This is a genomic window from Streptomyces sp. AB3(2024) (genome assembly GCF_041862025.1).
Classification (GTDB): domain Bacteria; phylum Actinomycetota; class Actinomycetes; order Streptomycetales; family Streptomycetaceae; genus Streptomyces.
The window spans coordinates 1-26,000 of sequence record NZ_JBGWAB010000097.1; the positions used below are offsets into that span (position 1 = coordinate 1).

The window sequence follows — 26,000 nt, forward strand, 5'->3', positions numbered from 1 at the left end:
CACCGCCGAGTACGTCGACTGGTACAACCACCGACGACTCCACGGTGAAATAGGGCACATCCCGCCCGTCGAATACGAGACCAACCATTACCGCGAAACCACGAAACCCCAGGTCACAGTCACGACCTAGAGTCTCGATCAAACCCGGAACGGTTCAGAGCCCGTCATGACACCCCAGCGATTCCTGCAGGTCTTTGGGGAACCGAACGGCCATCTCCACTTGCGCCCTCTCGACCTCGTCGGGATTGGCAGGAGGGGCGAGAAGCCGGGCGGAGGCCGGAGCGTGTGTGCGAAGCCAAGCATCAATCCGAGCCCATGACGCCCGAACTGTGGAAGAGGTGAGGGACATGGGCAGAGTCTGGCGTATTGCTCTGACAACGAGTCGGTGAGGGCTGGCCAATGATCAATGTGGGCTCTGGTTCAGTGCACGGGTGAGCTCCCGATTGGCCGCCCGGGCCGCCTGCAGGTCGTCCGTCCGCTCGTCGAGCTGACCCTGCAGATCGACTACTTGCTGATGAAGAGTGGTGATCTGTCGTTGCAGCTGGTCGATGTCGGCAGAGGCGCCGAGGCCCGAGTCGCGCCAAACCTGTTCGCCCAGAGACTCGGAGAGTCGGCGCTCCAGCTGCCGAACCCGAAGGGTAAGCCGCGAGTTGCGTTCCAGCGTGTTCGCCAGGTCTGCCTGCAAGGACGCCCGGGTGACTGCCGCCGCCTCTGAGGTTGGCGAGGGGGATGCGGCCGCAGCATGTACTCGCTCCAGTAGGTCGCGATGGCGATAGAAGAAGGACCGGTCGACCCTGGCCGCTCGGGCGATCGCCGAGACGCTGACTTCTTCGCCGGCCCCGACGGCTGCGGCAACCGCCTTGAGGACCCGCTCTCGGCGCCGGGCAGTTTCCTCGGAGCGGCCTTCACTCAGACTGGTCACGCGGGCCTCGCTGGACGTAGGTCGGGCAGGGGCTGACGGACGCGAGGCATGCCCAGCATGACGCCTTGACGTCCGCGGCGGGCAACGGTGATCGCTTCGTCGATCTCGGCCCGCTGGTTGGCATCGAGATTGTCCAGGCCGTCCTTGACGCGCTTGATCAGTCGCCTCACTCGGCTGATCTCTTCATCCGAGGGCATGGCCTCGGCCTTGGCCCAGTCGTCGGCGTCCAGGGCTGCCGCCAGTCGTTCGCGATTCCGTAGGAGGTCGGCGAGGTATGCCTCCAGGTCGGGCAAGTAGGAGACATCGGTACGGAAGTGGCCGCAGCCCACGCAGCGGAATCTGACCGGGCAGTCGTCTCCGCCCGCCGCAACGTTGGATGGCTCGGTGCAGACCCCGTAGGGGACGGCGACCTCACCGACGGCTCGCCGGGCGTGCTCGGAATCCAGCAGGGCCTTGGCCTGACGCCAGACGCGCTTCCCATGGCGGTCGAACTGCATAGTGGAGACACGGTCCACGGCCTCCCGCCGCCGTTTCTCCGTCACTCGGTAGTACCCCTGCGTCGTATTCAGGGTCCGGTGGTCCATGAGGACGCGCAGGACATCGACATGAACACCGGCATCCGCGTGCCGTTGGCAGTAGGTGTGCCGGTAGGCGTAGAGGAAGATCTTCGACTTGTCGAAGGGCTGCGTCCTGGTAACCAGGACACCATCCGCCTCGACCTGGGCAGGAGCAGAGAAGTCGGGGAGGGTCTGCACCCACTCTTTGTGGCGGCTGGAGAGCCAACTGGATGTGATCGGCTTACGCCCGTGGGGATTGGCTCGTTGCGTCGGCAGGAGTGCGAGTTCGCTGGTGGGAGTGGAAGGGAACTCGGATCTCGTGCGCTGCTGTTGCTCCATGATGACTTGTGCGGTTGCCTGCGAGATCGGCAGTCGACGGCCGTTCCGCCGAGATTTGTAGTTGTCGTAGATCAGCACGTACTGGCCATCGGAGTCCTGCTTGAGGCAGTCCCAGCGGAGGTGGCAGATTTCGTGAGGTCGGCGACCTGTGTCGATCAACAGCTCGACCGCGACCCGGTTCTCGATCCCATGACGCCCGAATTCGCCAAACGTGGGCAGCAGATCACAGATCCGTTGCATCACCTGCAGCGGTAGATCCTTTCCCGCTTCGGAGTCTTCCGGATCATCCGGGATGTCCTCAGGGAGTAAGGCGAAGTCGTCGGGCAACCCATGGAGGGGCCTCCCTGAGCGGGCCATTCCGAGCGATTTCATTCTGCCGAGATAGTTGACCAAGTACCGACAGATCCTCACACGCTGCTTCGCCGAGATCGCCTCGGTCTGTTGCAGGTAGGCGAGGCGATTCAGGAAGGCCGCCACGTCAAGGCGACCAACAGCCTCGATATCGTCGCCTCCATCGGCGCGCTGGATCGCGAGGCTCTCAGAGAGAGCCGCGAACGCATTGACGACATCTTGAACCGTGGCGATGACGCTGCCACGACGTTGGGGCAGAGTGAAGAAGGCCCACTCTTTCACGGCGTTTCGCAGCCAGGACTGACGGATCGAGGTGAAGTTCAATCGGCCGGCGTGGCCGAACACAGCTCCCTCCCACACGTCCTTCGACTGCTCACTCTCGGGTGTTCGTCCAGCGCGACGAACCAGCGTGACCAGGCTGCTGCAGAGGCCGCGGATACCTCGCGCGAGCTGAGCAGCGTCCGCGGCAGCGAGCGACGGTGCCTCCATCTCTCTCAACCTGTTTGTAAGAGTGCGCAATGTGAAGTGGAGCGTGTGGAGGCCAGCCGTCGTGCGTGCCTGTACTCCGTAGAGGATCTCCGTGATCAGTCGGTCAGGCAGCCCTCGCAGGCTAATCTCGTTCGTCGCGGTGACAGGGGCCGCGGTGAGTCGCCAGCTCTCCTCCTCGTCTGCTCCAACGAGGCCCCGCACCTGCACGCTATGCCAGCGCACTCGGTGAGCGTGACAGTAGCGAGAGGACTTGCTGTCGCGCTTCCGGTGGCACGAGTAAACCTCGCACGGACCGAAGACCGGCAGGCCAACGACGTCATCGAGGGCGAGGAATTCCTCCAGCGAGACGTTGCGGCGCTGCATGTAGCCCACGTGGCTCGTGCAGAGAGGCGTGTTCCGTGAGCGGAACGGACGCTCGCAGCCAGACACCAGGCAGTCCTCGACACCCACGATTCGCCGGATTCCCTGTTCTGATTCCGCGAACTCATCCAACGGCGGCTTGCCAGCTGCCCTCCAGCGCGTTCGGCACCCAGAGCACAACCCTCGCGCAATGCTGGTTTGAAGGCATCCCTTCACCCGGCATGACGGAGAACCCAACTGCGGGTGGTCTGTCGGGAAGACCAGCACTCTCTTCTGCCAGGTCCATCCAAGAAGGGCCAAGAACTCCGGGTCCAGCTCAGCCCCCAACGCTGAGACGTCCACGGGGTTCTCGTCGGTGCTGGGGAGCACACTGGGGACAGCCTTCAACGGCACGATGGTTCCTCGGTGGAGAGGTCTCGGGGAGAGGGGACTCGGTCGATCGCGGCGCGCAGCCGGGCTGAAGCCGGGTGTAGATACGGTCGGGCGGACTCCGCGTGCTTCTGGCCGAGGAGCATCTGGATCTCATCGAGACTGCCACCGGCGTCGGCCACGTTGCTCGCCATCGCATGCCGCATCATGTGCGGCGCGATCCTCCGCTCAAGTCCCGCCCGACGGGCCAGGCTCTCGATCGTCTCGCCGACCGCGTCCGGGGTGACCGGGGCCCCCACCGGTTCGCGGAATAGATTGACCAGTACGAAGTCGCTGCCCGCGGAGCCCAGTCGCTCATGGCGCTCCAGCGTGTACTGGTCGAAGGCCTGTACCACCAGGAAGTCCACCGGCAGAACCACCGTACGTTTGGACTTCGACCAGGCCCCGTTGGGGTTCTGTCGACGGACCACGTGCAGGTGAGCGCCTTCGGCCCGGCAGCCCAGCATGCTGGAGTCCATCAGCAGGTGTACGTCGCTACGGCGCAGGCCGGCTGCCTGTCCTCGCCGAAGACCTCCTCGGGACAGCAAAAGGACGAGCAACCTGTCCCGGGCCGATCGACAGGCCCGGAACATGGCGACGATCTCCTCATCGCTGGCCCTGTCGACCTCGCTCTCCGCCTCAGGAAGCCTGTGCTGAGCCCGCAGCCGAGTACGCATCCGCCCGTCCTCGGTCTGGGCCTGGGCGGGAAGATCTCGGGTGTCACCGACCTGGTAGAGCTGTTCGAGAACCCATCCCGGGATCGAGCGCTCGGTGACCGCATGCGCCAAGAACCCCCGCACCGCGACCAGTACGCCGTTGATGCGCCGGGCCCCTCGCGCCGACTCCGTTCCAGATCCCGGAGGGGCCGTTCGACCCTCTGACCTCGACGTCTGCCACTTCAGCCAGAGGATGAAGGAGCTGAGATCACGAGCCGCCGTCCGCCAGTCTCGGCCCGTGGCATGCGACCAGCGAAGGAAGAGGACGATGGCGCCCGCGTACGCCTTGGTGGTGGACTCCGCCCGAGCCTGGTTGAGCCTCAGCCCTCTCAGAAACCGGTCGGCTTCCCGGAACACCTGAAGATCGTCATCAACCACGGTCCAGTACGCGTCACCGGACGGCATCCGTACAAGGAATGCCTGCATGTGCGCCCCTTAGCTCTATAGCTGATTGCCACGGCACGCCACAGAGCCACACCCCCGGAGAACCGTGCCGACCTCCTCAACGAGTAAGGGCTGCGGTACGTCACGCAACGCATCGGGAACCCCCAGAGAATGGCGGCCGGGTCCGCTACCGCAAGGTGTGCGAACTCGACGGGGAGGAGGTGCCGGCCGCCGAGATCGGCAAGGGGTACGAGGAGGCCGACGGGTCGATCGTCCCGATCACGGACGAGGACCTGGCACGGCTGCCGATCCCGACCGCGAAGACGATCGAGATCGTGTCCTTCGTGCCGGCCGAGGAGATCGACCCGTTGCAGATGGACGCCGCCTACTACCTCGCGGCGAACGGCGCCACGGCGGCGAAGCCGTACACGCTGTTGCGGGAGGCGCTGAAGCGGAGCCGGAAGGTGGCGATCGCCAAGTACGCGCTGCGGGGGCGGGAGCGGCTCGGCATGCTGCGGGTCGTCGACGACGTGATCGCCATGCACGGGCTGCTGTGGCCGGACGAGATCCGCCGGCCGGAGGGCGTGGCCCCCGAGGCGTCGGTGAGCGTACGGGAGGCCGAACTCGACCTGGCCGACGCCCTGATGGCCACCCTGGGCGACGTGGAGATCGCCTCGCTGCACGACGACTACCGCGAGGCCGTGGAGGCCATGCTCGCGGCGAAGACGGGCGAGGGGTTCGAGCCGGCGGAGGCGGTGGTGGAGCCGGCCGGCGGCCAGGTGATCGACCTGATGGCCGCGCTGGAGAGCAGCGTACGGGCGGCCAAGGCCTCCCGGGCCGGGGGTTCGGGGGACTCCGCGGAGTCCGCGACCGAGGCGGAGGTGACGCCGATCCGCGGCCGCAGGACGCCTGCGGCGAGCGCTCCCGCGCCCAAGGCGGTGGGCGGGAAGAAGTCGACGGCTTCGACGGGCGCCGCGAAGAAGACGGCGGCCGCGAAGAAGACGGCGGCCGGGGGGAAGAAGAGCACCTCCACGGCCAAGAGCGCCGGCCCGGCCGGGTCGGGGGCCAAGTCCTCGTCCGGCACCGGGAGCAAGTCCGGGGCCCAGGCCCGGAGCACCAAGTCCACCTCGGCCTCCACCGCCAAGTCGGCTGGTAGTGGCAGGACTTCGGCCACCGGCGCCGCCGCCGGCGCGCGCACCGCCAAGAAGGCGGCGCCCCGCAAGCGGAGTTCAGCCTGAGGGGATCACACCGAGGGGTTCGCACCGAAGGGTGCGCGCCGAGGGCCGAGGGGGCGCGCTAGGGGGCGGACCACGTGGCGTGGGTGCGGGCCAGGGTGAAGAGGGCCTCCACGTCCGGGAGTTTGAGGGTGGCGGGGGCGGCCGTCAGCACGGCGGCCGAGGTGGCGGGCTGGAGTACGAGGATGTCCCGGACCGTCGGGGCCACGTCGATGCGGGAGGCGTCGGCGAGGGCCAGGACGGGAGTGACCTGGGCGGTCAGCGCCCGGGCCGCGCGGGCCGCCGCCCTGCGGATCCACCGGGGGTCCGGGCGGGGCTCGGCGCGGCCCACCGTCAGCAGCAGGTCACCCACTTGGGCGCGCTGGCGGCGCCCCGCGACCGTGCGGACGGCGAACACGCCCGGTGGCCCGATGAGCAGGTGGTCCAGCATCCCGAGGCCCGGCAACGGGATGTCGTGCAGGGCCCGCCAGTCCTCTTCCTCCAGGGCGTCGAGCTCCGCCCCGATCCGTTGCCGCGCCTGGAGTTCCTGCCGCATCCGGTGCCGGGCCCGGCTGCCGGGCGATCCGTACGCGAGCTCGCCGAGCAGGGTCTCGCCGGGGCGGTTCGGGGCCAGGTCCAGGTCGGGCGGCAGGGTGAGCCCGAGCAGTTCGGCGGGCGTGGGGACCGGCGGCGGCCCGATGGTCCAGTCGCCGCTCAAGTACGGGCGCAGGGCGGCCAGGACCGCCGCGCGCCGGTCGTCCGAGAGGACGCTGATCCGGTTGGTCCGCCGGTCGTACCAGGCCACCGCGTGGCCGTCTGAACCGTTGACGTAGAGCCGGCCGCGGCCCGGCCGGCCGCTCGGAAGCACCTTGAGTCCGCTCATCGGCCTCACCCCCGCCGTCCATGGGAGCAGCCGGCGCCGCCGACGGCAATCCCTCCGTTGTGTAACAGCTCCGTCGGCTCCTTGCGGCCTCCCTGTTACAAGAACAGTGCTCCCTCGCAACGGCCGACGCCTATTTTTATGGCGCCCGGACCCTCCGGGCCTCCCCGACCGACGCCGAAGGAACCCCGTGAGTACCGTCAGCCGCCGCTCGACCGTTCGCGCCGCCGCCGTGACCGCATGCGCCGCCGGTCTGCTGGCGCTGCCCGCGGCCACGGCGCTCGCCGAGGGCAGGCCTGCCGCGTCCGGGGCACAGCGGACGCTGGTCAAGAGCATCTCCCTGGCGGACGGCCGCTCGACCGCGAAGGTGTACCGCCTCGCCAAGGACGCGTACCAGGCCGACATCACGCGCTCGGGCACCACGGTGGCGACGCTGACCAGCCGGGACGGAATCACCGGCTTCGGCGGGTCCGGCGAGCTGCACGCCGTACTGCGGCCCGACGGCCGGCTGTCCTCCTGGGTCGGCGAGACCCGCCCGCAGGACGGCTCCCACGCGGTGGCCGGCGACGGGCACAAGACCGGGACCCGGCACGGGAGCGGTGGGGGTGGCGGCCGGGTGCTGCCCGCCTCCGTGGAGGACGGTGGCGGGCGGGGCGGTACGGGGGCGGGCACCGGCACCGGCACCGCGCAGGCCCTGCGGCTGAACTCGCTGGCCGACGGGCCCGGCGACGGCGTGCTGCTGCTCGCCGCGGGCGGCGGGATCGCGGCCGTGGGCGCGGCCGGGCTGGGCTTCGCCATGCTGCGGCGGGGGCGGACGGACGGCTGAGCGGGGCCGGGGGCCTTCGGGTGCCGGTGGCGAGTGCCGGTGAGTGCCGGTGAGTGCCGCCGTCGTGGAGTCCATACCGCGGACCGGGCGGCAAAAGGGACGTACCTCTGCATAAGGTTGCTTCGGCCGGATTCGGTCGTACGCAATCCACAGGAAGGCCCTTCACCGTGCGAATACCGCCGTCGCGTGCGGGTGCCGTCCTGTGCGGGCTCCTGCTGCCGCTGCCGCTGCTCGCGGGCTGCGGGAACACCGGCGGGCTCGCCGCCGCCGGGCCCACCCCGACGGCGAGCGGGCCCGTACACCTGTGGCCGGAGCGGGTGGGCGCCCAGGTGCCGCCCGCCGATCCCGGGGGCGCGCCGCCGGAGTACGTACAGGGCCTGCCCCGGGTCGTCGACCAGAACGTGCACGACGTCGACCCGGTGGCCCTGGTCCAGGCGGAGCTGCGGGCGCGGCCCGGGAAGGTGACGGGTCCCGACGGGATGCCCGAGGAGACCGCCGCGGCGATCAGGGCGTGCGGGACCGCGGGCGAGGATCCGGGGCGCTGCCCGGTGCGCCGGCCGTACTACCGGGACCTCACCGGGAACGGCAAGGACGAGGTGGTCGTGGGCATCGAGTTCCCGGACCGGATGATGTCCGTACGGGTCTACACGGCGGACCCCGACGGCCGGCTCAACCGCATCATGGCGACCACCCAGACCGTCGTCGCCGTCGAGCTGGCCGGACAGGACGTGATCCTGCGGGTGCCGAGCGGCAACCCGGGGTACGAGCTGATCACCGCCTGGTCCTGGGACGGGAAGCAGAAGACGATGCTGCCGACGCGGGAGCAGATCGTACGGGTGCCCGCGTCGCCACGGCCGTCCGTCGGGGGCGCGTCGTGAGGCGGGTGCTGCCCGCGTGGACGGCCACGCTGACCTGGAAGTCGGCGTGCTTCATCGTGGTGATGTGCTGCTCGCTGGCGGCCGTGCTGGGACTGCTCGTGCACGCCGAGGTGACCCGGCAGACCGTCGCGACCGCGCGGGAGAAGGCGCTGGCCAAGCTGCACGACGCCGCTCTCGCCTACGAGGCGGGCGAGGCCCTGCCACCGGATTCGGGCATCGATCCGGCGGGGCTGCCGCCGGAGCTGCGGGCCCTGGCGGTGGGCGGGCAGCGGGCGACCGTCGTCGCGGACCGCCTGGGGCAGCCCGTGATGTGGGCCGCCGCCCCGGCGGACGGGCGGGCGCTGGCCACCACTATCGACTACGGGCAGAGCGCACGGACGATCCGGGGGCTGGACAACGCCATCATCGGCTCCTCGCTGCTGGCCATCGGCGGGACGCTGCTGGTGGGGGCCTTCGCCGTGACCCGGGTGACGCGCAGGCTGCACCAGACGGCGACGGTCGCCCGGCGGATCACCGGCGGCGACCTGGACGCGCGGGTCGGCGACCGGCGCACGACCGATCCCTCGCGGCATCAGGACGAGGTCTCCACGGTGGCCGGGGCGCTGGACACGATGGCGGGCACGCTCCAGGCGAAGCTGCTGAGCGAGCAGCGGTTCACGGCCGACGTCGCGCACGAGTTGCGTACGCCGCTGACCGGGTTGCAGGCCGCGTCGGAGCTGCTGCCGGAGGGGCGGCCGACGCAGCTGGTGCGGGAGCGGGTGCGGACGATGCGGCAGCTGACCGAGGACCTGCTGGAGATCTCCAGGCTGGATTCGGGGAGCGAGCGGGTGGACACGGATCTGCACCAGCTGGCGCGGCTGGCGCGGAGGGTGGTGCGGGCGTCCGGGACGGACACGGAGGTCGTCGTCGTCGGGGACGCGCACGTGGAGACGGACCGGCGGCGGCTGGAGCGGGTGCTGGGGAACCTGGTCGCGAACGCGCACAAGCACGGGCGGGGGCCGGTGGTGGTGACGGTGGACGGGCCGGTGGTGACCGTACGGGACCACGGGGACGGGTATCCGGAGTACCTGCTCGCGCACGGGCCGCAGCGGTTCCGGAGCGGGGGGAAGGGGCACGGGCTGGGGCTGACGATCGCGGTGGGGCAGGCGGAGGCGATCGGCGCGGGGCTGGAGTTCCGGGGGGCGGAGGGGGGCGGGGCGCTGGCGGTACTGAGGCTGCCGTAGCGGTTGCCCCGGCCTGGCCGTTGCCCTGGGTGGCCGGGGTCGGGTTGGCGGGGTCGGTGCCGGGGTGGGGTGTCGTCCGGGACTGCATGATCTATGGCGCCCTGTCCGGGCCTCCAGTGGCCCAGGGCACCGCGCGCCGACACATCACGTTTCACGTCCCGGCCAACACCCCACCCCGTCCCCGCCCCCGGCCGCTTCGTCACCCGCCCCGGGTGCACTTCCCGGCCGGCCGAAATCCAACCTCGCCGGCGATTGAGGCGCGGGGGTCCGGGGCGGAGCCCCAGGGTCGTGCGGCCCCGCCGGTGAATGAGGCGCCCGGGTCGGGGGGTCGGCCCCCGGAAGCCGGCCCGCACACCGACAGCCCCGCAGGATTACGGCTTCGGGGTTTTGGTCCAGGGCCAGCGCGGCTTCGGTTTGCGGCCCGTCGGGGTGAAGGCGTACTTCCAGCCCTTCTGGAGCCCCAGCCGCTTCGTGTAGCCCGCCGGGACCCGTTCGTACAGCAGGACCGTCGGCGGGCCGCCGTCCGGGGCGGGGACCGGGATCTCGTACCACTTCGGGGGGTGGCCGGTCGGGCCGAGGAGGATCGGGAGGACCCGGCCGTCCATCGGGCCGCCCTCGAAGGGGGTCGGTTCGCTTCTCACCCCACCAGTGTCACAGCAGGTGGGCCGCTTCGGAGACCACCGGGATCACGCGGCGGGCGAGGACCCCGACGGGCCCGTCGGCCGACTCCAGGGCCAGGGCGGCCCGTGCGGCCGCCGCGGTCTCGGGGTCGGTGGCGGCGGTGGCCGTCAGGAGGGCGATGAACTGGTCCAGGAGCCAGTCGCGCAGCCGGCCGGCGTCCGGTTGCCTGCCCTCGTCGATCCAGATCAGCGATGCCGCCTCGACTGCGGTGATCCACGTGCGGACCATCATCCGCAGCCGCGGCCCCGGGGTGGGTACGCCGAGGTGGACGAGGATCTGGTCGGCCGCCGCGCGGCGGATGCCGTCGACGGTGGCACTGGTGCGGGAGGTCTCGACGACGCTGCCGCCCTGGAGGAGGGCGGAGAAGCCGGTGTGGTGTTCGTCGACGAAGGCGAGGTAGCGGTCCAGGGCCCGGGAGAGCCGCTGGGTGAGGGGGCCGTGCTGGGGTTCCGCGAAGCAGAGTTCGAGGACGTCGGCGGCGGAGCGCAGGGCGGCCTCGTAGAGCTGTTGCTTGCCGCCCGGGAAGTACCGGTAGACCAGCGGCCGGGAGACCCCGGCGGCTTCCGCGACGTCGTCGAGGGAGACCTCCTCCGGTGCCCGGTGCGCGAACAGCGACAGGGCCGCGTCGAGGAGTTGGGCCCGCCGCTCCTCGACGCTCATCCTGCGGTACGCGCGTACGGTCATGCACGCAGGGTAGACGACGCCCCTCAGGCCAGGAGGCCGGAGCTCTTCCACAGCCGGCGGCCGACCCCGCGCAGGACGCCGATGTCGTCGAGGAAGTCGGTGAGCCGTTTGGCGCCGGCCTGCATGACCTCCCGGCGGTGTCCGCTGGCCTTGACCTGGGCGACGGCCTCGCGCCGGTCCAGGCCGATGTTGTCGTAGACCTGGGGGTTGACGAAGGCCAGGGAGAACACGCGGGCGGCCTCTCCGCAGCTGATCCGGGTGAGTTCCTGCTCCCAGCGCGGGGCGGTCAGCATCTGGCGGCGCAGTTCCTCGCGGGCGTAGCGGACGTGGCGGGCCTCCTCGATGACGTGGATCCGGGTGACTCCGCGCACCAGGGGCTGGATCCGCTCGTCGGGGAAGGTGAGGCGCTGCATCCAGTCGAGGATCTCCTCGCCGAGGAGGGTGCAGGCGAAGGAACCGGGGGTGGTGGACACCGTCTTGAGGATGCGGGCGAGGTTGTGGTTGACCCGGGAGACGGGGTAGGCCGGGGTGCCGCTCTCGCGGATCATGCGGGCGAACATCATGGAGTGGCGGCACTCGTCGGCGATCTCGGTGAGTGCGTAGCGGACGTGGTTGCTGGTCAGGGACTTGTCGTAGATGTGGCGGACCAGCAGCTGCATGAGGATGATCTCGAACCAGATGCCGAGGGAGCCGAGGGCGGCGGCCTCGTGGCGGGAGAGGTCGATGCGCTGCTCCTCGCCCATCTTCTTCCACAGCGGGGTGTCGTAGAGGGAGAGCAGTTCGGGGGGCCAGTAGTACTTGCCCTCGATCGGCGGGGCGTCCCAGTCGAGTTCGCGGTCCGGGTCGAAGGAGTGCTTCGCGGAGGATTCGAGCAGTCGTTCGGCGATCTGCTCGCGGTCCTTGAGCAGGCCGAGGGCGTCCCTCAGCGCGGCTCGTTCCGTCACTGTCGTCATGGCTTCGGGCACCTCGCGGTCGGGTTACCTGCGGTCACCCCTTATGAGACTGCCTGTCAGCAAGGGCGTCAATCCCCCGCGCACGACTTGTTGACCGCGCGTCTACCAACGTGTGACGCTGCCAACCACCGCATCCCGTACGGCAGTCGAGGAGGCGTCAGTGTCGACGCACGAGCTCTACACCAAAGCCCCGGGCGAGGGCGTCTGGCAGGTCCCCGCCACCGGTTCGGCCCGCTTCAGCTGGGAGTACGACGGGGGGCGCGAACGCCTCCTCGCGCTCTACCAGAAGGGCAAGGACAAGCAGTGGGACGGCGCCAAGCGCATCGACTGGGGCATCGAGGTGGACCCGTACGACCCGCTCGGCACCCCCGACGAGGCGCTGACCCTCCACGGCACCCGCCACTGGGCCAAGATGGCCGACCGGGACAAGGGCGAACTGCGCCGGCACTACAGCGCGTGGAACTTCAGCCAGTTCCTGCACGGCGAGCAGGGCGCCATGGTGTGCGCGGCGCGCATCGTGGAATCGGTGCCGGACCTGGACGCGAAGTTCTACTCGGCCACCCAGACCATGGACGAGGCCCGGCACGCCGAGATCTTCGGGCGCTTCCTGCACGAGAAGGTCGGGATGCTCTACCCGGTCAACGACAGCCTCCAGGGGCTGCTCGGGGACACCCTGCGCGACTCCCGCTGGGACATGCCCTACCTGGGCATGCAGGTGCTCATCGAGGGCCTGGCGCTGGCCGCGTTCGGCATGATCCGCGACACCACGGACAAGCCGCTGCCCAAGCAGATCCTGGCCTACGTGATGCAGGACGAGGCCCGGCACGTGGCCTTCGGGCGGATGGCCCTGCGCGACTACTACGGGCAACTGACCGACGCCGAACTGCGCGAGCGCGAGGAGTTCGTGATCGAGGGCTGCTACCTGATGCGCGACCGGCTGCGCGGGGTGGAGGTCCTGGAGAACTTCGGCATACCCAGGCGGGAGGCGGAGGAGTACAGCGAGCGGTCGGAGTTCCTGCACCTGTTCCGCAAGCTGCTGTTCAGCCGGATCGTGCCCTGCGTCAAGGACATCGGGCTGTGGGGCGAGCGGCTCCAGAAGGCCTACCTGGACATGGGGGTCTTCGACATGGGCGATTCCAATCTGGACCTGCTCATGAGCCAGGACGAGGAGCTGGCCGAGTCCCTCGACCGCGAACGCTTCGCGACGGAGGAACAGGAGCGCGTGGCGGAGGTGGCCGCCGCCGTCAGGGAGGGCGCCGAGGAGGCCGAGGGGGCCGCCGGCTAGCGCGGGACCGGTGGGTGCGGGCCGCCCACGGCGTTTCAGCGGGTGGACAGGGCGGCCTCCATCACCGCCCGCGCGATCGGCGCGGCGGCGCCGTTGCCGCTGATGTCCCCGCGGACCGCCGAGGCGTCCTCGACCACCACGGCCACCGCCACCGCCGGCTGCGGTGCGCCCTTCGCCCGCGCCCACGAGATGAACCAGGCGTACGGGGTACCGGCGTTGCCCACGCCGTGCTGCGCCGTGCCGGTCTTGCCCCCGACCTGTGCGCCCTTGATGGCCGCGTTGCGCCCGGTGCCGTTCTCGACGACCTTCACCATCAGCTCCTGCATCCGCAGCGCCGTGGCCGGGCTCATCGCGCGGCTCAGGGTGTGCCGGACGGCGCCCCGGACCTGCGAGCCGTCGTGCCGGGTGGTGCGGTCCACCAGGTAAGGGGTCCTGATCTCCCCGCCGTTGGCGACCGCCGCCGCGACCATCGCCATCTGCAACGGGGTGGCCTTGGTGTTGAACTGCCCGATCGAGGAGAGCGCCAGCTGGTCGGGGCTCATGTCGGTGTCGAAGTTCGACCGCGACACCCAGGAGGGGACCCGCAGCCCGTCGTCGTTGAAGCCGAACCGGTCCGCCGCCTCCGCCATGCGGCGCAGGCCCACCCGCACCCCGATCTTGGCCATCACCGTGTTGCAGGAGAACTGCACCGCCTCCGCCATCGAGGCGTCCTGGCAGCCCGTGCCGGCGTTCGGGAGCAGGGTGCTCGTACCGGGGAGGGGGTACGGGTCGGGGGTCTCGGTGGGCGCGTCCACGTCGGTGACCACACCGGAGTCCAGGGCCGCGGCCGCCGTCACGATCTTGAAGGTGGAGCCGGGCGGGTAGGTCTCGCGCAGCGCCCGGTTCAGCATGGGCTTGGCGGGGTCCGCGTTCAGCCGCCGCCACGCCGCCTTGACCTTCGCACCGGTACCGGAGAGCAGGCCGGGGTCGTAGGAGGGGCTGCTCACCAGCGCCAGGATCCGGCCCGTCGCCGGTTCCACGGCCGCCACCGCGCCCCGCTTGCCACCCAGCCCCCGGTACGCGGCCCCCTGTACGGCGGCGCGCAGGGTGGTGACGGCGTCGCCGCCGCCGGGGCGCCCGCGCGAGAGCTCGTACCAGAGGGGGAAGGCGGACAGTCCCGGGTCGGTGCCGGACAGGACGGCGTCCTCGGCGCGCTCGACGAAGCTGGTGCCGTACGTCTGGGAGGAGAAGCCGGTGACGGGGGCGTAGAGCGGGCCGTCGGCGTACGTGCGCTCGTAGCGCAGGAGCTGGCCGCTGTCGCGGGAGCCGGTGACGGGCTTGCCGTCGACCAGGATCCGCCCGCGCGGTTCGGCGTAGCGCTGGACGGCGGGCCGCTTGTTGGCCGGGTTCGCGCCGTAGGCGGCGGCCTCCCAGACCTGCACCCGGGCGACGTTGACCAGCAGGGCGACGAGCAGCAGGGCGCAAAAGTACGCGCACCAGCGGATGTAGCGGATCATCCGGCCCCCTCCCGCTCGCACTCGGCGGGACGGGGGCGGCGGGCGTTGTCGCTGAGCCGGACCAGCAGCGCGACGATGATCCAGTTGGTGACGACGGAGGAGCCGCCCTGGGCCAGGAAGGGCATGGCCATGCCGGTCAGCGGGATCAGGCCGGTCACGCCGCCCGCGATGACGAAGACCTGGAGGGCGACGATCGAGGCGAGCCCGGTGGCGAGCAGCCGCCCGAAGGGGTCGCGCAGCGCGAGTCCGGCGCGGAAGCCCCGGGAGACGAGGAGCCCGTAGAGGAGCAGGATCGCGGTGAGGCCGACGAGGCCGAGCTCCTCGCCGGCGGTGGCGAGGACGAAGTCCGACTTGGCGGCGAAGCCGATGAGGAAGGACTGGCCGTGGCCGAGACCGGCTCCGAGGAGGCCGCCGGCGGCGAAGGAGAAGAGGGACTGCGCGAGCTGGCCGGGGCCCTCGCCCCGCTCGATGGAGGCGAAAGGATTCAGCCAGTCGTCGACGCGGCTGTGCACGTGCGGTTCCAGGGTCCCGACGGCATAGGCGCCGAGGGCCGCGAGGACCAGCCCGATGGCGATCCAGCCGATCCGCCCGGTGGCGGTGAACAGCATGATCACGAAGAGGCCGAAGAAGAGGAGCGAGGTGCCGAGGTCCCGCTCCAGGACCAGCACGCCCACGCTGAGCAGCCAGATCGCCAGGATCGGACCGAGGACCCGGCCGGGCAGGAGGCGCAGCTTCCAGAAGATCCGGCGGCCGGTCAGGGCGAGGGCGGTGCGGTTCGCGGCGAGGTAGGCGGCGAAGAAGACGGCGAGCAGGATCTTGGCGAACTCCCCCGGCTGGAAGGAGAGTCCCGCGAAGCGGATCCAGATGTGGGCGCCGTTGACTGCTGGGAAGAGGACGGGGACGAGCATCAGGGCGAGCGCGGCGGCGACCGAGAGGTAGGCGTACTTCTGGAGCGCGCGGTGGTCGCGCAGCCCCGAGACGACGAGGACGAACAGCACCACCCCGAGGGCCGACCAGCGCAACTGGTCGCCCGCGCCGCTCTCGCCGGGGGTCGCGAGGTCGAGCCGCTGGATGAGGACCAGGCCGAGGCCGTTGAGCAGCACGGCGATCGGGAGCAGGAGGGGATCGGCGTAGGGGGCCCGGAACCGGACGGCGAGGTGCGCGAGCAGGGCGGCGCCGCCGAGGCCCGCGGCGTAGCGGCCGCCGGGGCGGGGGAGGTGGCCGGTGTCCGCGAGGCCGACGTAGAGGTGGCCGAGTACGGAGATCAGGACCGCACCGGCGAGCAGCGTCAGCTCGATGCCGCGGCCCTTGGGGGCACCGGCATCGGGGGGCGGGGGCGGAGCGGGCTCCGTCACCTTCGCCGTCAGAGCGGTCATACGGGGAAACGTAGCAAGGGTAGGGCTGGTATGTCCGCTTATGTCATAGTGTGCCGAAGAGTCGTCATAAACGGTCAGGAGTAGGGAGCCCCGGCGCATGGGACCTGTGGAATTCATCGTCCTGGCCTTCCCGGAGGAACAGCTGCGGGTACCGGCCGTCGAGGCCGTGATGGGACTGCGCAAGACCGGGGTGGTCCGGCTGATCGACGGCCTCGTCACGACGAAGACGGCCGGGGGCGAGGTGATGGCGGCGGAGTTCGACGAGTTCGTCGAGCTACGGGGCCTCCTGGCGGGCCGCGACGTGGCGCGACTGATCGGCCCGGAGGACGTACGGGAGGCGGCGGAACTCTTGGACCGGGGCAGCTGCGCGCTGCTCCTGGTGGTCGAGCACGTGTGGGCACAGGACGCGGCGGTGGCCGTACGGGCGGCGGGCGGACGGATCGTGGGCTCGGTCCGGATCCCGGCGGACCGGGTGGAGGTGGCGTGATGTTCATCCGGCCGGTCGGCGTGACGGTCTCCCCCGCGGTCCGCCCACCGGGCCACCCCCTCCTCCGCGGCCTGCTCCGCCGGGCGTCGGGCGCGGCGGAGTGGGCGACGACGGAAGGCGCGGGGGAGGGTGCGGGAGAGGGTGCGGGAGAGGACGGCTTGGCGGAGGGGAGCGTGGCGGAGGAACTGGAGGCGGCGCTGGAGGAGGGGGTCAGGGGCGAGGCGGGGGCGGAGTACGAGGCGGGGGCGGGTCGGGAGCCGGAAGGGCCCGGCGAGCCGGAGGGCGGGGGCCTGGGCGAGCCCCCGACGAAGGCGGAACCCCCAACCCACCCGCCCGCGACCGGGCCCACCCTGGTGGCAGAGCTGACCCAACTCTCCGACCTGGCCCGTCAGGGCCTCCTGACCCCGGAGGAGTTCACCCTGGCGAAGGGGCGCCTGCTGCGGGGGTGAGGGGTCCCACTCGGCCCGAATCAGGGAGGGCTTGGGGGTTTCCCGTCAGTCTCACTGTCCTTCCGTGTCGGGCCGGGCTGTCAAGGGCGCTCCCTTCGGTCGCGTCGCTTCGCGATGGCCTTCGGCCACCCCCCACCCCCCGACCCCGCAGGGCCGGCCTCACCCCCCGACCGCGCACCCCACCCCCACCCGGGTGACCCCGCCGTTCCGCCTCAGGGGTTCCGGGCCGGGTACGTGGCAGCATCGGGCGGTGTCGCGGAGGTGATTACATGACAAAACGACTGTTGCGGCTGGCCTGTCTGGCCGCCGTCCTCGTCGCTGCCGCCGGGCCGCCGCCCGTCGCGCGGGCCGAGCCCGTCGGGGAGTTGCTGACCCGGCTGCAGGGGCTGTACCAGCGGGCCGAGGAAGCCAGCGAGGCGTACAACGCCACCGAGGTCGCCCTCAAGGCCGGCCAGGACGAGGAGCGGCGGCTCACCGCCGAGCTCGGGCGGGCGCGTACCGCGCTCGGCGCCGAGAAGGCCACCGCCGGACGGCTGGCCCGGGAGCAGTACCAGGGCACCCTCGGGCTCTCCCCGTACCTGCGCATGCTGCTCTCCGGCGACCCCCAACAGGCCGTCGACCAGCGTCGGATCGCCGCCCGCCAGGGAGCCCGGCAGGCCGGGGTCGTGGCGCGGCTGGAGCGGGGCGAGCAGCGGGCCGACGCCCTGGCGGGGGCGGCCCGCAAGGCCCTCGACACCCAGCAGGGCCTCGCCGTCGAGCGCAAGAAGCAGCACGAGGAGGTGACGGGCCGGCTGAAGGACGTCGAGCGGCTGCTCGCGGCGCTGACCCCCGAGGAAGTGGCGGGGCTGGACCGGCGGGAGGCGGCCGTCACCGCCGGGGCGCAGCGGGAGCTGCTGGACTCCGGCCGGCTGCCCGCCCGTACGGGGACGCCCACCGCCGCCGGTGGCGCCGCCCTGCGGTACGCGACGGCGCAGATCGGCAAGCCGTACGTGTGGGGCGCGGAGGGGCCGGCCTCCTTCGACTGCTCGGGGCTGACCTCGAAGGCCTGGGAGCACGCAGGGCGTTCCATCCCCCGGACCAGCCAGGAGCAGTGGGCGCGGCTCCCCCGGGTGCCGTTGGACCGGCTGCGTCCGGGCGACCTGGTGGTCTACTTCCCGAAGGCGACCCACGTGGCCCTGTACATCGGGGACGGGAAGGTGATCCAGGCGCCCCGTCCGGGTGCCACCGTGAAGGTGTCCCCCATCGCCGCGAACCCGTTGCTGGGGGCGGTGCGGCCGGATCCCGAGGGGATTCCGCTGGCGGAGTTCACCCCGCCGCCGCTGCCCGAGGGCGCGACGGCGGGGGACGACGCGGGCTATTCCGCCGAGGCGGGGGCGAGCGACGAGGACACCTCGGCCAGGTAGTCGGCCGTGTCCTCGGGGTCGAAGAAGTACGAGTCGAAGTCGGCCGGGTTGTCGAAGCCGTTGGCGAAGCGGTCCGCCACCGGCTGGAGCCGGCCGGCCGCGCCGATCAGGTCCAGCACGTGCTCCGGCGGGACACCGAGCATGGCGTTGGTCCACTGGGTGACGGGCATGCCCGTGGTGAACCAGTACTTGTCGAAGGTGGCCTTCATCCAGGCCTCGTCGAACGGCTGGTCGCCGTGCATGAGGATGGAGGAGAGGTACGAGGCCGCGCACTTGGCGGCCGAGTTCGAGCCCTGACCGGTGATCGGGTCGTTCGCCACGACCACGTCCGCCACGCCCAGCACCAGGCCGCCGCCCGGCAGCCGGCCGATGGGGTTGCGGACCACGGGGGCGTAGCGGCCCGCGAGGGTGCCGCCGGCGTCCGTCAGCTCCACCTTGGTGGCGCGGGCGTACTCCCAGGGCGTGAACTTCTCCATGAGTTCCAGCGTCAGCGCCAGGTGCTCCCCCGGGTCGTTGACGCCCCGGAACACGTCCAGCGGGCCGCCGGGGAGGCCTTCCCAGAACAGGATGTCGGCCCGGCCGGAGGTGGTGAGGGTCGGCATGACGAACAGTTCGCCGACGCCGGGGACCAGATTGCAGCGGACGGCTTCGGTCTCCGGGTGTTCGGGGCGCGGCCCGAGTCCGTGGACGTAGCTGACGGCGAGGGCGCGCTGGGGGGCGTCGTAGGGCGAGCGCGCCGCGTTCCGCTCGAACATGGAGACCAGTTCGCCCTTGCCGGCGGCGACCAGCACCAGGTCGTAGGTGCGGGAGAAGAAGTCCAGGTCGGCGACGGAGGCGCCGTGGATGACGAGCTGGCCGCCGCGCTGGATGAAGGCGTCGAGCCAGCCGGCCATCTTCACGCGCTGGTCGACGGACTGGGCGTAGCCCTTGAGGCGGCCGAGCCAGTCGATGGGGCGGGTGGTGTCGGGGGCCGCGACCGAGACGCCGACTCCCTCGATCCGGGGGGCCTGCCGCTCCCAGAAGTTCAGCTGGAGGTCGCGCTCGTGCTGGAGGGCCGAGTCGAACATGCACTGCGTGGACATGACGCGCCCGGTGCGGATCTCGTCCGCCGTCCGGTTGGACATGAGGGTGACCTCGTACCCCTTCGCCTGGAGGCCGAGGGCGAGCTGGAGACCGGACTGGCCGGCCCCCACGACAAGTATCCTGCGCATCTCACGTTCTCAATCTGCCGGACGGATCGGGTTATTCGGGGGTGGCGTCCAGCGCGTGGCCCACGAGGGTCAGCAGGGATTCGACGACCGTCGTCCGGCGCCGCGCGTCCATGATCACGACGGGGACCTCCGGCGGGATGGTGAGCGCCTCCCGCACGTCCTCGGCGTCGTAGGCCTGCGAGCCCTCGAAGTGGTTGACGGCGACGGCGTACGGGAGCCCGCAGCTCTCGAAGTAGTCGAGCGCGGGGAAGCAGTCGCGGAGCCTGCGCGTGTCGGCGAGGACGAGTCCGCCGATGGCTCCGCGGACCAGGTCGTCCCACATGAACCAGAACCGCTCCTGGCCCGGGGTTCCGTACACGTACAGCACGAGGTCGTCGTCGAGGGTGATGCGGCCGAAGTCCATCGCGACGGTCGTCGTGTGCTTGTCCGGGGTGCCGGTGAGGTCGTCGGTGGGTGCGGCGGCCTGGGTCATCACCGCCTCGGTGCGCAGCGGGGTGATCTCGGAGACGGAGGACACGAAGGTGGTCTTGCCGACGCCGAACCCGCCCGCGACGAGCACCTTGACGGCGACGGGCGCGCGCGAACGGTCGTACTGCCAGGGCTGGGCGGGTTCGTCGTCCAGCAGGGCGGCGGGGTCAGAGACTGCGAAGACCACTGAGCACCCTTTCGAGCAGTGCGCGTTCGGGCCGGCCGGTGCCGTGCCCGGTGCCGTAGACGCGGACCCGGCCCTGGTCGGCGAGGTCGCTGACGAGGACGCGGACGACGCCGAGGGGCAGCTTCAGGAGGGCGGAGATCTCCGCGATCGTGCGCATGCGGCGGCACACCTCGACGATGGCCCGCATCTCGGGCATGCGGTCGGGCGTCTTGGCCGGGCCGGTGTCGAGGGCGGCGACGAAGGTCTCCACCAGCAGGACCTGCGTGAAGCGGGTGCGGCCGCCCGTGAGGGAGTACGGGCGGACGCGGGCGGGGCGGCGGTCGGCGCCGCGTATCGGCAGCCGGTCGGAGGCCGTACTCCTCACGGGGTCTTCTCCATCGACTGGCGCAGTTCACTGCGGACTTCGGGGGTCAGGACGTGGCCGGCCCGGCCGACGAACAGGGCCATGTGGTAGGCGATGACGCTCATGTCGCAGTCGGGCGTGGCGTGCACGCCGAGCAGGGAGCCGTCGCTGATGGCCATGACGAAGACGGAGCCGTTCTCCATCGCCACCATGGTCTGCTTGACCGTGCCGAACTCCATGAGGGCGGCGGCGCCGGTGGTGAGGCTGCCGAGTCCGGAGACGATGGTGGCGAGGTCGGCCGAGGCTCCGCGGGGGCCCTTGGGGCGTCCCTCCTGAGGGGTGTCCGAGGCCCCCGGTTCGGAGGAGAGCAGCAGGAGACCGTCCGAGGAGACGACGGCCACGGAGTTGACCCCGGGCACCTCCTCGACCAGGTCGGTCAGCAGCCACTGCAGGTTGCGGGCCTGGGTGCTCAGTCCGTACGTACTGGGCGCGGTCATGTGCGGGCCTCCTGTGCGGTGTCCCCCTGGTCGGTGTGTCCCTGCCCCTGCCCGCGGTCCTGCGCGAGCTCGGCGGCGGCCACGCGCCGCCCGTCCTGGGCGCCCTGGTAGAACCCGCCGAGGCGACGGCGCAGTTCTTCGGCGTCCACTCGGCGCGGCTCGGGGCGGGCCGCGGCGGGGCGTCCGGCGGCGGGGCCGGGGACGGAACGCGGGGTGCGCTTGGGGAGGCCCTTGTCGGTGACGGCATCGGAGCGGCCTGCGGCGACGGGTCCGGGGGTGGTCCCGGTGCCGGCCTCGGGTGCGTGGCCGGGGTGGCTGCCCTGGCGCGGTACGAAACCGTCCTCGGCGTCGGCGACGCGCCGGTGGGCGGTCGTCTCGGCTTCGCGTGAGGTCGCGGTGAAGGCCTGCGCGTCCGGTTGGCCCTCGGCCTGGGGGACGACGCGGGCCAGCAGTTCCTCGGCCGGGGTCTCCGGCTCGGCGGACGCCGTGAAGACCTGGTCGGCCGGGGGCAGCGGGGCGTTCTCGAAGGCCTCGGCCAGCGGGACGACCCGGGTGGGGGCCTCCTCGTCCGGTACCTCGGCGGGCTCCGCCGGGGCCTGCGCGACGGGCTGCGCGGGCTCAGACGCCGGGGCGTCGGACACCGGGACGTCGGACACCCGGGGCTCGGACTCCAGCGACTCGGACACGAGAGCGTCGAACACCGGAGCGTCAGACGCCAGGGGCTCGGACTCCAGCGACTCGGACACGAGGGCGTCGAACACCGGAGCGTCAGACGCCGGGGACTCGGACTCCAGGAACTCGGCCACCTGCGCGTCCGGCACCGGGGCGTCGGCCTCGAAGGCCTCGGCCAGGGTGACCACCCGGGCCGGAGCCTCCGGCTCCGTCGGCTCGGGCTCCGTCTCGGAGCCCCCGAGGAGCCCCTCCGACAGCGGGCCGTCCGACAGCGGGCCGTCCGACAGGAGGCCGTCCGGTGCGGGGCCGTCCGCGACCTCGTCCGGCAGGGCCTCCGAGAGGGCGCCGTCCGCCTCCGCCGTCACGGGCTCCGGGCGGAGCCTCGGCGGCAGGGTGTTCTCGTTGGCCTCGGCGACCACCCCGGGCAGCTGGAGCGCCGGGGCGCCCGGCGAGGCCAGGGTGTGCACCGGAGAGGCCGGCGGACCGGCCGGGAGCAGGTGCGCGGGGATGACGACCAGCGCCTCCGTGCCGCCGTACCGCGGGGCGCGCAGCTCGGCCGTCACGCCGTGGCGCGCCGCGAGCCGCCCGGCGACGTACAGGCCGAGGCCCAGGCCGTGCTCGGCCTCGGGCTCCTCGTCGTAGGCCTCGGGGGTGGCAAGGCGCAGGTTCAGCGCGTCGAGCCGGTCGCCGCTGACACCGATGCCCTCGTCGACGACGGTCAGCACGACGTCGCCGGAGTCCCGGACCAGGCCGGAGACCTTCACCTTGACCTCGGGCGGCGAGAAGGTGGTGGCGTTCTCCAGGAGTTCGGCCAGGACGTGCGAGATGTCGTCGGCGGCGTGCCCGGCGACCTGCGTCGCGATCGGCATGACGGCCAGGTCGACCCGCTCGTAGCGCTCGATCTCGCTGACGGCGGCCCGCATGACGTCGACCAGCGGCACCGGCAGGCTCTGCCCGTGGCCGTGTTCCTGTCCGGCGAGGACCAGCAGGTTCTCGTTGTGGCGGCGCATCACTGTCGCCAGGTGGTCCAGCTTGAAGAGGGTGGCGAGCCGGTCCGGGTCGCCCTCCTTGGACTCCAGTTCCTCGATGACCGCGAGTTGGCGCTCGACCAGGCCCAGGGTCCGCAGCGAGAGGGAGACCGAGGTCGTCGACATGACCCGGCGGTGTTCCTCCAGCCCGGCCCGCAGTTCCTTGAGTTCCGCCTCCAGCGCCTCGCGGCCCGAGGAGAGGGCCTCGTTGCGGCCGATCAGGCGACGCCGGTCGGCGTCGAGGCCGGCGATCTTCGTGTGCAGGGCGACCGTCTGGTCCCGTACGGCGTTGAGGTGGCGCACGACCTCGGCGAACTCGTCGTTGCGGCCGGTGAAGCGCACCGGCTCGACGGAGCCCTCCGGGGTGGCCAGCCGCTCGGCGCCGCGGCGCAGCACGGACAGCGGACGGGTCAGGGAGCGGGCGATCGCGGTGGAGAAGCCGATGACGAACAGGAAGAGCACGCCGAGGCCGGCGACCATCAGTTCGAGCCGGGTCACGTCGTCGTCGCGCAGGGTGGCGAGGGCGGTGGCCCGCTGGCCGGCGAGGGCGGACTCCACCGACCGCATCCGGTCGATCCGGGCGGTGAGCGCGGTGGCGACGGCGCCGGCGTCGGCCTTGCGGTCGGCCGGGGTGAGGGTGGGCCGGTCGGTGAGCCGCTTGAGGTGGTCCTCGGCGGTCTTGACCTCGGGGCCGGTGACGGTGGCCGCGAGGGTCTGCCGTACGTCGGGGCGCGCGGCGCGGTTGAAGTCGTCCAGCGCGGCCTGCTCCCGGACCCGGGACCGCTGGGCGGCAGCGGTGAGTTCGTCGGCGACGGCGGCGCCCGGAGGCTGCTCGGCCCGGGGGACGGCCAGCGCGGCGAGCAGCAGTCCGCGGGTGGCGGAGGCCTGGTCGACGGCCTGGCCCAGCGGGGCCATGGGCCGGGTGAGGGCCAGGGCGGCCTCCGCGCGGGGCGGGGTGAGTTCGGCGAGCCGGTCGCCGGGTGCGAGGAGTTCGGTGATGGCGCCCGCGTAGGCCTGCTGGGCGGCGAGGGCGGTGCCCTTGCCGTCGACGGCCTCGGTGCGGACGCCCTTGATCCGGCTGAGGGCGCGGGCGAGTTCCCCGTCGGCCTCGGGCTTGATCTCGGCGATCTGCCGGTCGGTGCGCGCCGTGCGCTCGTCGACGGCGGCCCTGGAGTTGCCGGGCCGTCCCTTCGCCGCGTACTCGACGACGGCGTCGCGCTCGTCGCCGAGGAGGTGGGCGAGGGTGAGGGTGTGCTGCGTCTGTTCCGCGAGGGTGACCAGGCGCTGTGAGTCGTTCAGTTCCCTCGTGGCGGAGACGACGGCGGGGGTGCCGGCCGCGAGGACGGTGAGTCCGGCGACTGCCACCCCGATCACCAGCCTGCGGCGGACGCGGACGCGCCGTCCTGCGATGGCGGGTCCGTCGGCGCTGGCGGTGCCGTTCTTCCGAGACCGCTTCTTCTGCACCGGTGCTCGCAATCCTGTACGTGTGCTCGTGCTCGTCTACTCGTGTGGCCGAGGTAACGGCCGGTCAACAAGTAAACGCCCCCTGCCCCCTCGTACCGCCTCAGACCTTTGCAGCGTGTTGGGAGGAGAGCCGCACATCGCCCACCCGGCCACTCGAAGGAGTGAACATCACGGAGGAGTGGCCGACCAACTCGGGCACCCCGTGTCAGGGGGCCGCCGTGGACGGGTGGTTGAAAGATCGAGCCGGGCTTTGGCACTATGCCCGCCCACATGCCCGCGGGGCCACTCCGGCCGCGGTGCGGGCGCGCGCCCCACACGCAACGCGATTGGTATGGACCTTACGGGGCCCGGGAGTTCCCGGCGGGCAGAATGTCCCTATGCGCATCGACCTGGCCTCGGCCCCCGGCAACCCGGAACGCCCCAACGAGGACTGGGTGTCGGCCGCGATACCTGCGACGGGAGGTGGCGTCCTGGTCGTCCTGGACGGAGTCACCCCGCCGCGCGGCGACGACGGGTGCGCGCACGGAGTGCCCTGGTTCTCGGCCCGGCTCGGTGGCCGATTGACCGAACTGTCCGGATCGCGACGGGACATGCCGCTGGACCGGATCCTGGCGCGGGCCATCGGGGACACCGCCGACGCGCACCGTCAAACCTGTGACCTTTCTCACGCCCGAACCCCGCAGGCGACGGTCGTCATGGTGCGCTGGGACGGGGCCCGCGTGGAACACCTCGTGCTCTCGGACTCCGTGCTCCTGCTCCGCGCGCCCGACGGCGGGGTGACGGCGGTGCTCGACGACCGGCTGGACCGGATCCCGCGCGAGGTGCTCGGCTCGGTGGCGGCGACGGACGCGCTGCGCAACGCCGACGGGGGCTTCTTCACCGCAGCGGCCGACCCCGCGGTGGCGGCCCGCGCGGTCACCGGGCACACCCCGCGCGGGGAGGTGACGGCGGTCGCGGCGCTGACGGACGGGGCGAGCCGGTGGACGGACACGTTCCGGGAGGGCGACTGGGCCGCCTGTCTGGACGTGCTGCGCGAGGAGGGCGCCGAGGGGCTGATCGGGCGGGTACGGGCCATCGAGTCCGATCCGCTGCGTCCGCCGGCCCGGCACAAGCGGCACGACGACGCCTCGGCGGTCTACGCGGAGCTCTGAGCCCGCGCGGCGACCGGCCCCGCTCCCCCGGGGCGAACGGTCCCCCGGTCCCCGGGGCGGCCGGTTCGCTCCGCCTGCTCCTCCTACTCCTCGCCGGAGTTCAGCTGGTTGAGCAGGCGGGCCAGTTCCGCCACCTCGCCCCGGTCCCAGTCGGCCAGCTTGCGCATGTACTGCTCGCGGCGGGCCCCCCGTACGCGCAGGAAGCGGGCCCGGCCCTCGTCGGTGAGCCCGACGAGGAAGGCACGGCCGTCGGCCGGGTCCGGCTCGCGGGCCACCAGGCCCAGGACCTCCAGGGCGCGCAGCTGGCGGCTCATGGTGGCCTTGCCGACCCCGAAGTAGGCGGCGAGCTCGGTGGCCCGCTGGCGGCCGGCGGCCTCCAGCCGGACGAGCAGCCCGTACGCGGCGGGCTCCAGCTCCGGGTGGAGCGCGCGGGCCATCTCGCCGGAGGAGGCGCGGGCCCGCCGGAGGAAGACGGACAGCTCCCGCTCCAGGGCAAGGAACTCCTGGTCTTCGCTCCCGTGCACGTCCCGCTCCGATCGGTGGTGGTGTCCCCCTGTGGGCCCGCTGCGGGCCCGGTGTACGGGCCCAGTATTTCGCAGGGGGCATGCTGACGGCCCG

The 26,000-nt window shown here is 71.9% G+C and carries 25 protein-coding genes; 10 read left to right on the forward strand and 15 right to left on the reverse strand.

Annotated elements, in window-relative coordinates; all coding sequences use genetic code 11:
• Positions 1 to 130: IS3 family transposase (locus tag ACEPPI_RS29110; protein ID WP_373918274.1), on the forward strand; the 130-nt coding region annotated here is incomplete at its 5' end.
• A gap of 273 nt (positions 131 to 403) precedes the next feature.
• Here the strand turns inward: ACEPPI_RS29110 and ACEPPI_RS29115 are convergent.
• The 3 genes from ACEPPI_RS29115 to ACEPPI_RS29125 all read right to left on the reverse strand — a co-directional run bounded on the left by ACEPPI_RS29115 (position 404) and on the right by ACEPPI_RS29125 (position 4,568).
• On the reverse strand, positions 404 to 922 hold the full coding sequence (locus ACEPPI_RS29115; RefSeq protein WP_373918249.1) for a DUF6262 family protein: 519 nt from the start codon (positions 920 to 922) through the stop codon (positions 404 to 406).
• Complete coding sequence (locus tag ACEPPI_RS29120) at positions 919 to 3,021, reverse strand: tyrosine-type recombinase/integrase (RefSeq protein WP_373918275.1); 2,103 nt, start codon at positions 3,019 to 3,021, stop codon at positions 919 to 921. Before ACEPPI_RS29120 ends, ACEPPI_RS29115 begins: the two co-directional genes overlap by 4 nt.
• 380 nt (positions 3,022 to 3,401) lie before the next feature.
• Positions 3,402 to 4,568, reverse strand: coding sequence for a tyrosine-type recombinase/integrase (locus ACEPPI_RS29125; RefSeq protein ID WP_373918250.1), 1,167 nt, complete (start codon positions 4,566 to 4,568; stop codon positions 3,402 to 3,404).
• Between the two features lie 17 nt (positions 4,569 to 4,585).
• Between ACEPPI_RS29125 and ACEPPI_RS29130 the strand changes: the two genes are divergently transcribed.
• Positions 4,586 to 5,764, forward strand: coding sequence for a Ku protein (locus tag ACEPPI_RS29130; RefSeq protein ID WP_373918276.1), 1,179 nt, complete (start codon positions 4,586 to 4,588; stop codon positions 5,762 to 5,764).
• A 58-nt stretch (positions 5,765 to 5,822) separates the two neighbouring features.
• On the opposite strand, the gene ACEPPI_RS29135 is transcribed toward ACEPPI_RS29130, so the two are convergent.
• A complete protein-coding gene (locus ACEPPI_RS29135; RefSeq protein ID WP_373918251.1) occupies positions 5,823 to 6,623 on the reverse strand; it encodes a nuclease-related domain-containing protein in 801 nt (266 codons plus the stop codon).
• Between the two features lie 187 nt (positions 6,624 to 6,810).
• Between ACEPPI_RS29135 and ACEPPI_RS29140 the strand changes: the two genes are divergently transcribed.
• The 3 genes from ACEPPI_RS29140 to ACEPPI_RS29150 all read left to right on the forward strand — a co-directional run bounded on the left by ACEPPI_RS29140 (position 6,811) and on the right by ACEPPI_RS29150 (position 9,547).
• On the forward strand, positions 6,811 to 7,446 hold the full coding sequence (locus ACEPPI_RS29140) for a hypothetical protein (protein WP_373918252.1): 636 nt from the start codon (positions 6,811 to 6,813) through the stop codon (positions 7,444 to 7,446).
• A gap of 167 nt (positions 7,447 to 7,613) precedes the next feature.
• On the forward strand, positions 7,614 to 8,324 hold the full coding sequence (locus ACEPPI_RS29145; RefSeq protein ID WP_373918253.1) for a hypothetical protein: 711 nt from the start codon (positions 7,614 to 7,616) through the stop codon (positions 8,322 to 8,324).
• Entirely contained in the window at positions 8,321 to 9,547 is a 1,227-nt protein-coding gene (locus ACEPPI_RS29150) for a histidine kinase dimerization/phospho-acceptor domain-containing protein (protein ID WP_373918254.1), read from the forward strand. The genes ACEPPI_RS29145 and ACEPPI_RS29150 overlap by 4 nt, the downstream gene beginning before the upstream one ends.
• A 371-nt stretch (positions 9,548 to 9,918) precedes the next feature.
• Here the strand turns inward: ACEPPI_RS29150 and ACEPPI_RS29155 are convergent, their stop codons facing one another.
• From ACEPPI_RS29155 to ACEPPI_RS29165, 3 genes are read right to left on the reverse strand one after another with little or no spacing between them, the layout of a single operon-like run.
• Complete coding sequence (locus ACEPPI_RS29155) at positions 9,919 to 10,188, reverse strand: hypothetical protein (RefSeq protein ID WP_373918255.1); 270 nt, start codon at positions 10,186 to 10,188, stop codon at positions 9,919 to 9,921.
• Positions 10,189 to 10,198: 10 nt separating this feature from the next.
• Positions 10,199 to 10,912 (reverse strand): TetR/AcrR family transcriptional regulator, encoded by a 714-nt coding sequence (locus tag ACEPPI_RS29160; RefSeq protein WP_373918256.1) that lies wholly within the window; start codon positions 10,910 to 10,912, stop codon positions 10,199 to 10,201.
• A 23-nt stretch (positions 10,913 to 10,935) separates the two neighbouring features.
• Positions 10,936 to 11,865: a diiron oxygenase gene (locus tag ACEPPI_RS29165; protein ID WP_373918257.1), complete on the reverse strand. Its 930-nt coding sequence runs from the start codon at positions 11,863 to 11,865 to the stop codon at positions 10,936 to 10,938.
• Positions 11,866 to 12,025: 160 nt separating this feature from the next.
• Between ACEPPI_RS29165 and ACEPPI_RS29170 the strand changes: the two genes are divergently transcribed.
• Positions 12,026 to 13,150, forward strand: a complete 1,125-nt coding sequence (locus tag ACEPPI_RS29170) for a ferritin-like domain-containing protein (RefSeq protein WP_373918258.1) — start codon at positions 12,026 to 12,028, stop codon at positions 13,148 to 13,150.
• Between the two features lie 35 nt (positions 13,151 to 13,185).
• On the opposite strand, the gene ACEPPI_RS29175 is transcribed toward ACEPPI_RS29170, so the two are convergent.
• Positions 13,186 to 14,646 (reverse strand): penicillin-binding transpeptidase domain-containing protein, encoded by a 1,461-nt coding sequence (locus ACEPPI_RS29175; protein ID WP_373918259.1) that lies wholly within the window; start codon positions 14,644 to 14,646, stop codon positions 13,186 to 13,188.
• Positions 14,643 to 16,022, reverse strand: coding sequence for an FtsW/RodA/SpoVE family cell cycle protein (locus ACEPPI_RS29180; RefSeq protein WP_373918260.1), 1,380 nt, complete (start codon positions 16,020 to 16,022; stop codon positions 14,643 to 14,645). The genes ACEPPI_RS29175 and ACEPPI_RS29180 overlap by 4 nt, the downstream gene beginning before the upstream one ends.
• A 97-nt stretch (positions 16,023 to 16,119) precedes the next feature.
• Between ACEPPI_RS29180 and ACEPPI_RS29185 the strand changes: the two genes are divergently transcribed.
• The 3 genes from ACEPPI_RS29185 (at position 16,120) to ACEPPI_RS29195 (ending at position 18,361) form a co-directional block, all read left to right on the forward strand.
• Entirely contained in the window at positions 16,120 to 16,509 is a 390-nt protein-coding gene (locus ACEPPI_RS29185) for a DUF6325 family protein (RefSeq protein ID WP_030232533.1), read from the forward strand.
• Positions 16,509 to 16,958, forward strand: a complete 450-nt coding sequence (locus ACEPPI_RS29190; RefSeq protein ID WP_373918261.1) for a hypothetical protein — start codon at positions 16,509 to 16,511, stop codon at positions 16,956 to 16,958. The genes ACEPPI_RS29185 and ACEPPI_RS29190 overlap by 1 nt, the downstream gene beginning before the upstream one ends.
• Before the next feature lie 269 nt (positions 16,959 to 17,227).
• Positions 17,228 to 18,361 (forward strand): NlpC/P60 family protein, encoded by a 1,134-nt coding sequence (locus ACEPPI_RS29195; RefSeq protein WP_373918262.1) that lies wholly within the window; start codon positions 17,228 to 17,230, stop codon positions 18,359 to 18,361.
• Here the strand turns inward: ACEPPI_RS29195 and ACEPPI_RS29200 are convergent.
• The 5 genes from ACEPPI_RS29200 to ACEPPI_RS29220 are packed head-to-tail and all read right to left on the reverse strand — an operon-like array spanning position 18,313 to position 24,231.
• Positions 18,313 to 19,572, reverse strand: coding sequence for a styrene monooxygenase/indole monooxygenase family protein (locus ACEPPI_RS29200; RefSeq protein WP_373918263.1), 1,260 nt, complete (start codon positions 19,570 to 19,572; stop codon positions 18,313 to 18,315). The two genes, ACEPPI_RS29195 and ACEPPI_RS29200, sit on opposite strands and share 49 nt — an antisense overlap.
• Positions 19,573 to 19,603: 31 nt before the next feature.
• Positions 19,604 to 20,227, reverse strand: coding sequence for an ATP/GTP-binding protein (locus ACEPPI_RS29205; protein ID WP_373918264.1), 624 nt, complete (start codon positions 20,225 to 20,227; stop codon positions 19,604 to 19,606).
• Positions 20,208 to 20,591, reverse strand: a complete 384-nt coding sequence (locus tag ACEPPI_RS29210; RefSeq protein WP_373918265.1) for a DUF742 domain-containing protein — start codon at positions 20,589 to 20,591, stop codon at positions 20,208 to 20,210. Before ACEPPI_RS29210 ends, ACEPPI_RS29205 begins: the two co-directional genes overlap by 20 nt.
• Positions 20,588 to 21,067: a roadblock/LC7 domain-containing protein gene (locus ACEPPI_RS29215; RefSeq protein WP_266842264.1), complete on the reverse strand. Its 480-nt coding sequence runs from the start codon at positions 21,065 to 21,067 to the stop codon at positions 20,588 to 20,590. The genes ACEPPI_RS29210 and ACEPPI_RS29215 overlap by 4 nt, the downstream gene beginning before the upstream one ends.
• Complete coding sequence (locus tag ACEPPI_RS29220) at positions 21,064 to 24,231, reverse strand: nitrate- and nitrite sensing domain-containing protein (RefSeq protein ID WP_373918267.1); 3,168 nt, start codon at positions 24,229 to 24,231, stop codon at positions 21,064 to 21,066. Before ACEPPI_RS29220 ends, ACEPPI_RS29215 begins: the two co-directional genes overlap by 4 nt.
• A gap of 377 nt (positions 24,232 to 24,608) precedes the next feature.
• Here ACEPPI_RS29220 and ACEPPI_RS29225 point away from each other — a divergent pair, with 377 nt between their 5' ends.
• Positions 24,609 to 25,382 (forward strand): protein phosphatase 2C domain-containing protein, encoded by a 774-nt coding sequence (locus tag ACEPPI_RS29225; protein ID WP_373918268.1) that lies wholly within the window; start codon positions 24,609 to 24,611, stop codon positions 25,380 to 25,382.
• A gap of 83 nt (positions 25,383 to 25,465) precedes the next feature.
• On the opposite strand, the gene ACEPPI_RS29230 is transcribed toward ACEPPI_RS29225, so the two are convergent.
• A complete protein-coding gene (locus tag ACEPPI_RS29230; protein WP_030225696.1) occupies positions 25,466 to 25,906 on the reverse strand; it encodes a MarR family winged helix-turn-helix transcriptional regulator in 441 nt (146 codons plus the stop codon).
• Positions 25,907 to 26,000 lie beyond the last annotated feature (94 nt).

Coding starts and splice junctions, on each gene's coding strand:
- ACEPPI_RS29200 (WP_373918263.1), bottom strand. CDS start 19,572: ATGCGCAGGATACTTGTCGTGGGGGCCGGCCAGTCCGGTCTCCAGCTC.
- ACEPPI_RS29215 (WP_266842264.1), bottom strand. CDS start 21,067: ATGACCGCGCCCAGTACGTACGGACTGAGCACCCAGGCCCGCAACCTG.
- ACEPPI_RS29160 (WP_373918256.1), bottom strand. CDS start 10,912: ATGACCGTACGCGCGTACCGCAGGATGAGCGTCGAGGAGCGGCGGGCC.
- ACEPPI_RS29185 (WP_030232533.1), top strand. CDS start 16,120: ATGGGACCTGTGGAATTCATCGTCCTGGCCTTCCCGGAGGAACAGCTG.
- ACEPPI_RS29225 (WP_373918268.1), top strand. CDS start 24,609: ATGCGCATCGACCTGGCCTCGGCCCCCGGCAACCCGGAACGCCCCAAC.
- ACEPPI_RS29180 (WP_373918260.1), bottom strand. CDS start 16,022: ATGACCGCTCTGACGGCGAAGGTGACGGAGCCCGCTCCGCCCCCGCCC.
- ACEPPI_RS29125 (WP_373918250.1), bottom strand. CDS start 4,568: ATGCAGGCATTCCTTGTACGGATGCCGTCCGGTGACGCGTACTGGACC.
- ACEPPI_RS29190 (WP_373918261.1), top strand. CDS start 16,509: ATGTTCATCCGGCCGGTCGGCGTGACGGTCTCCCCCGCGGTCCGCCCA.
- ACEPPI_RS29120 (WP_373918275.1), bottom strand. CDS start 3,021: ATGCAGCGCCGCAACGTCTCGCTGGAGGAATTCCTCGCCCTCGATGAC.
- ACEPPI_RS29175 (WP_373918259.1), bottom strand. CDS start 14,646: ATGATCCGCTACATCCGCTGGTGCGCGTACTTTTGCGCCCTGCTGCTC.
- ACEPPI_RS29195 (WP_373918262.1), top strand. CDS start 17,228: ATGACAAAACGACTGTTGCGGCTGGCCTGTCTGGCCGCCGTCCTCGTC.
- ACEPPI_RS29165 (WP_373918257.1), bottom strand. CDS start 11,865: ATGACGACAGTGACGGAACGAGCCGCGCTGAGGGACGCCCTCGGCCTG.
- ACEPPI_RS29135 (WP_373918251.1), bottom strand. CDS start 6,623: ATGAGCGGACTCAAGGTGCTTCCGAGCGGCCGGCCGGGCCGCGGCCGG.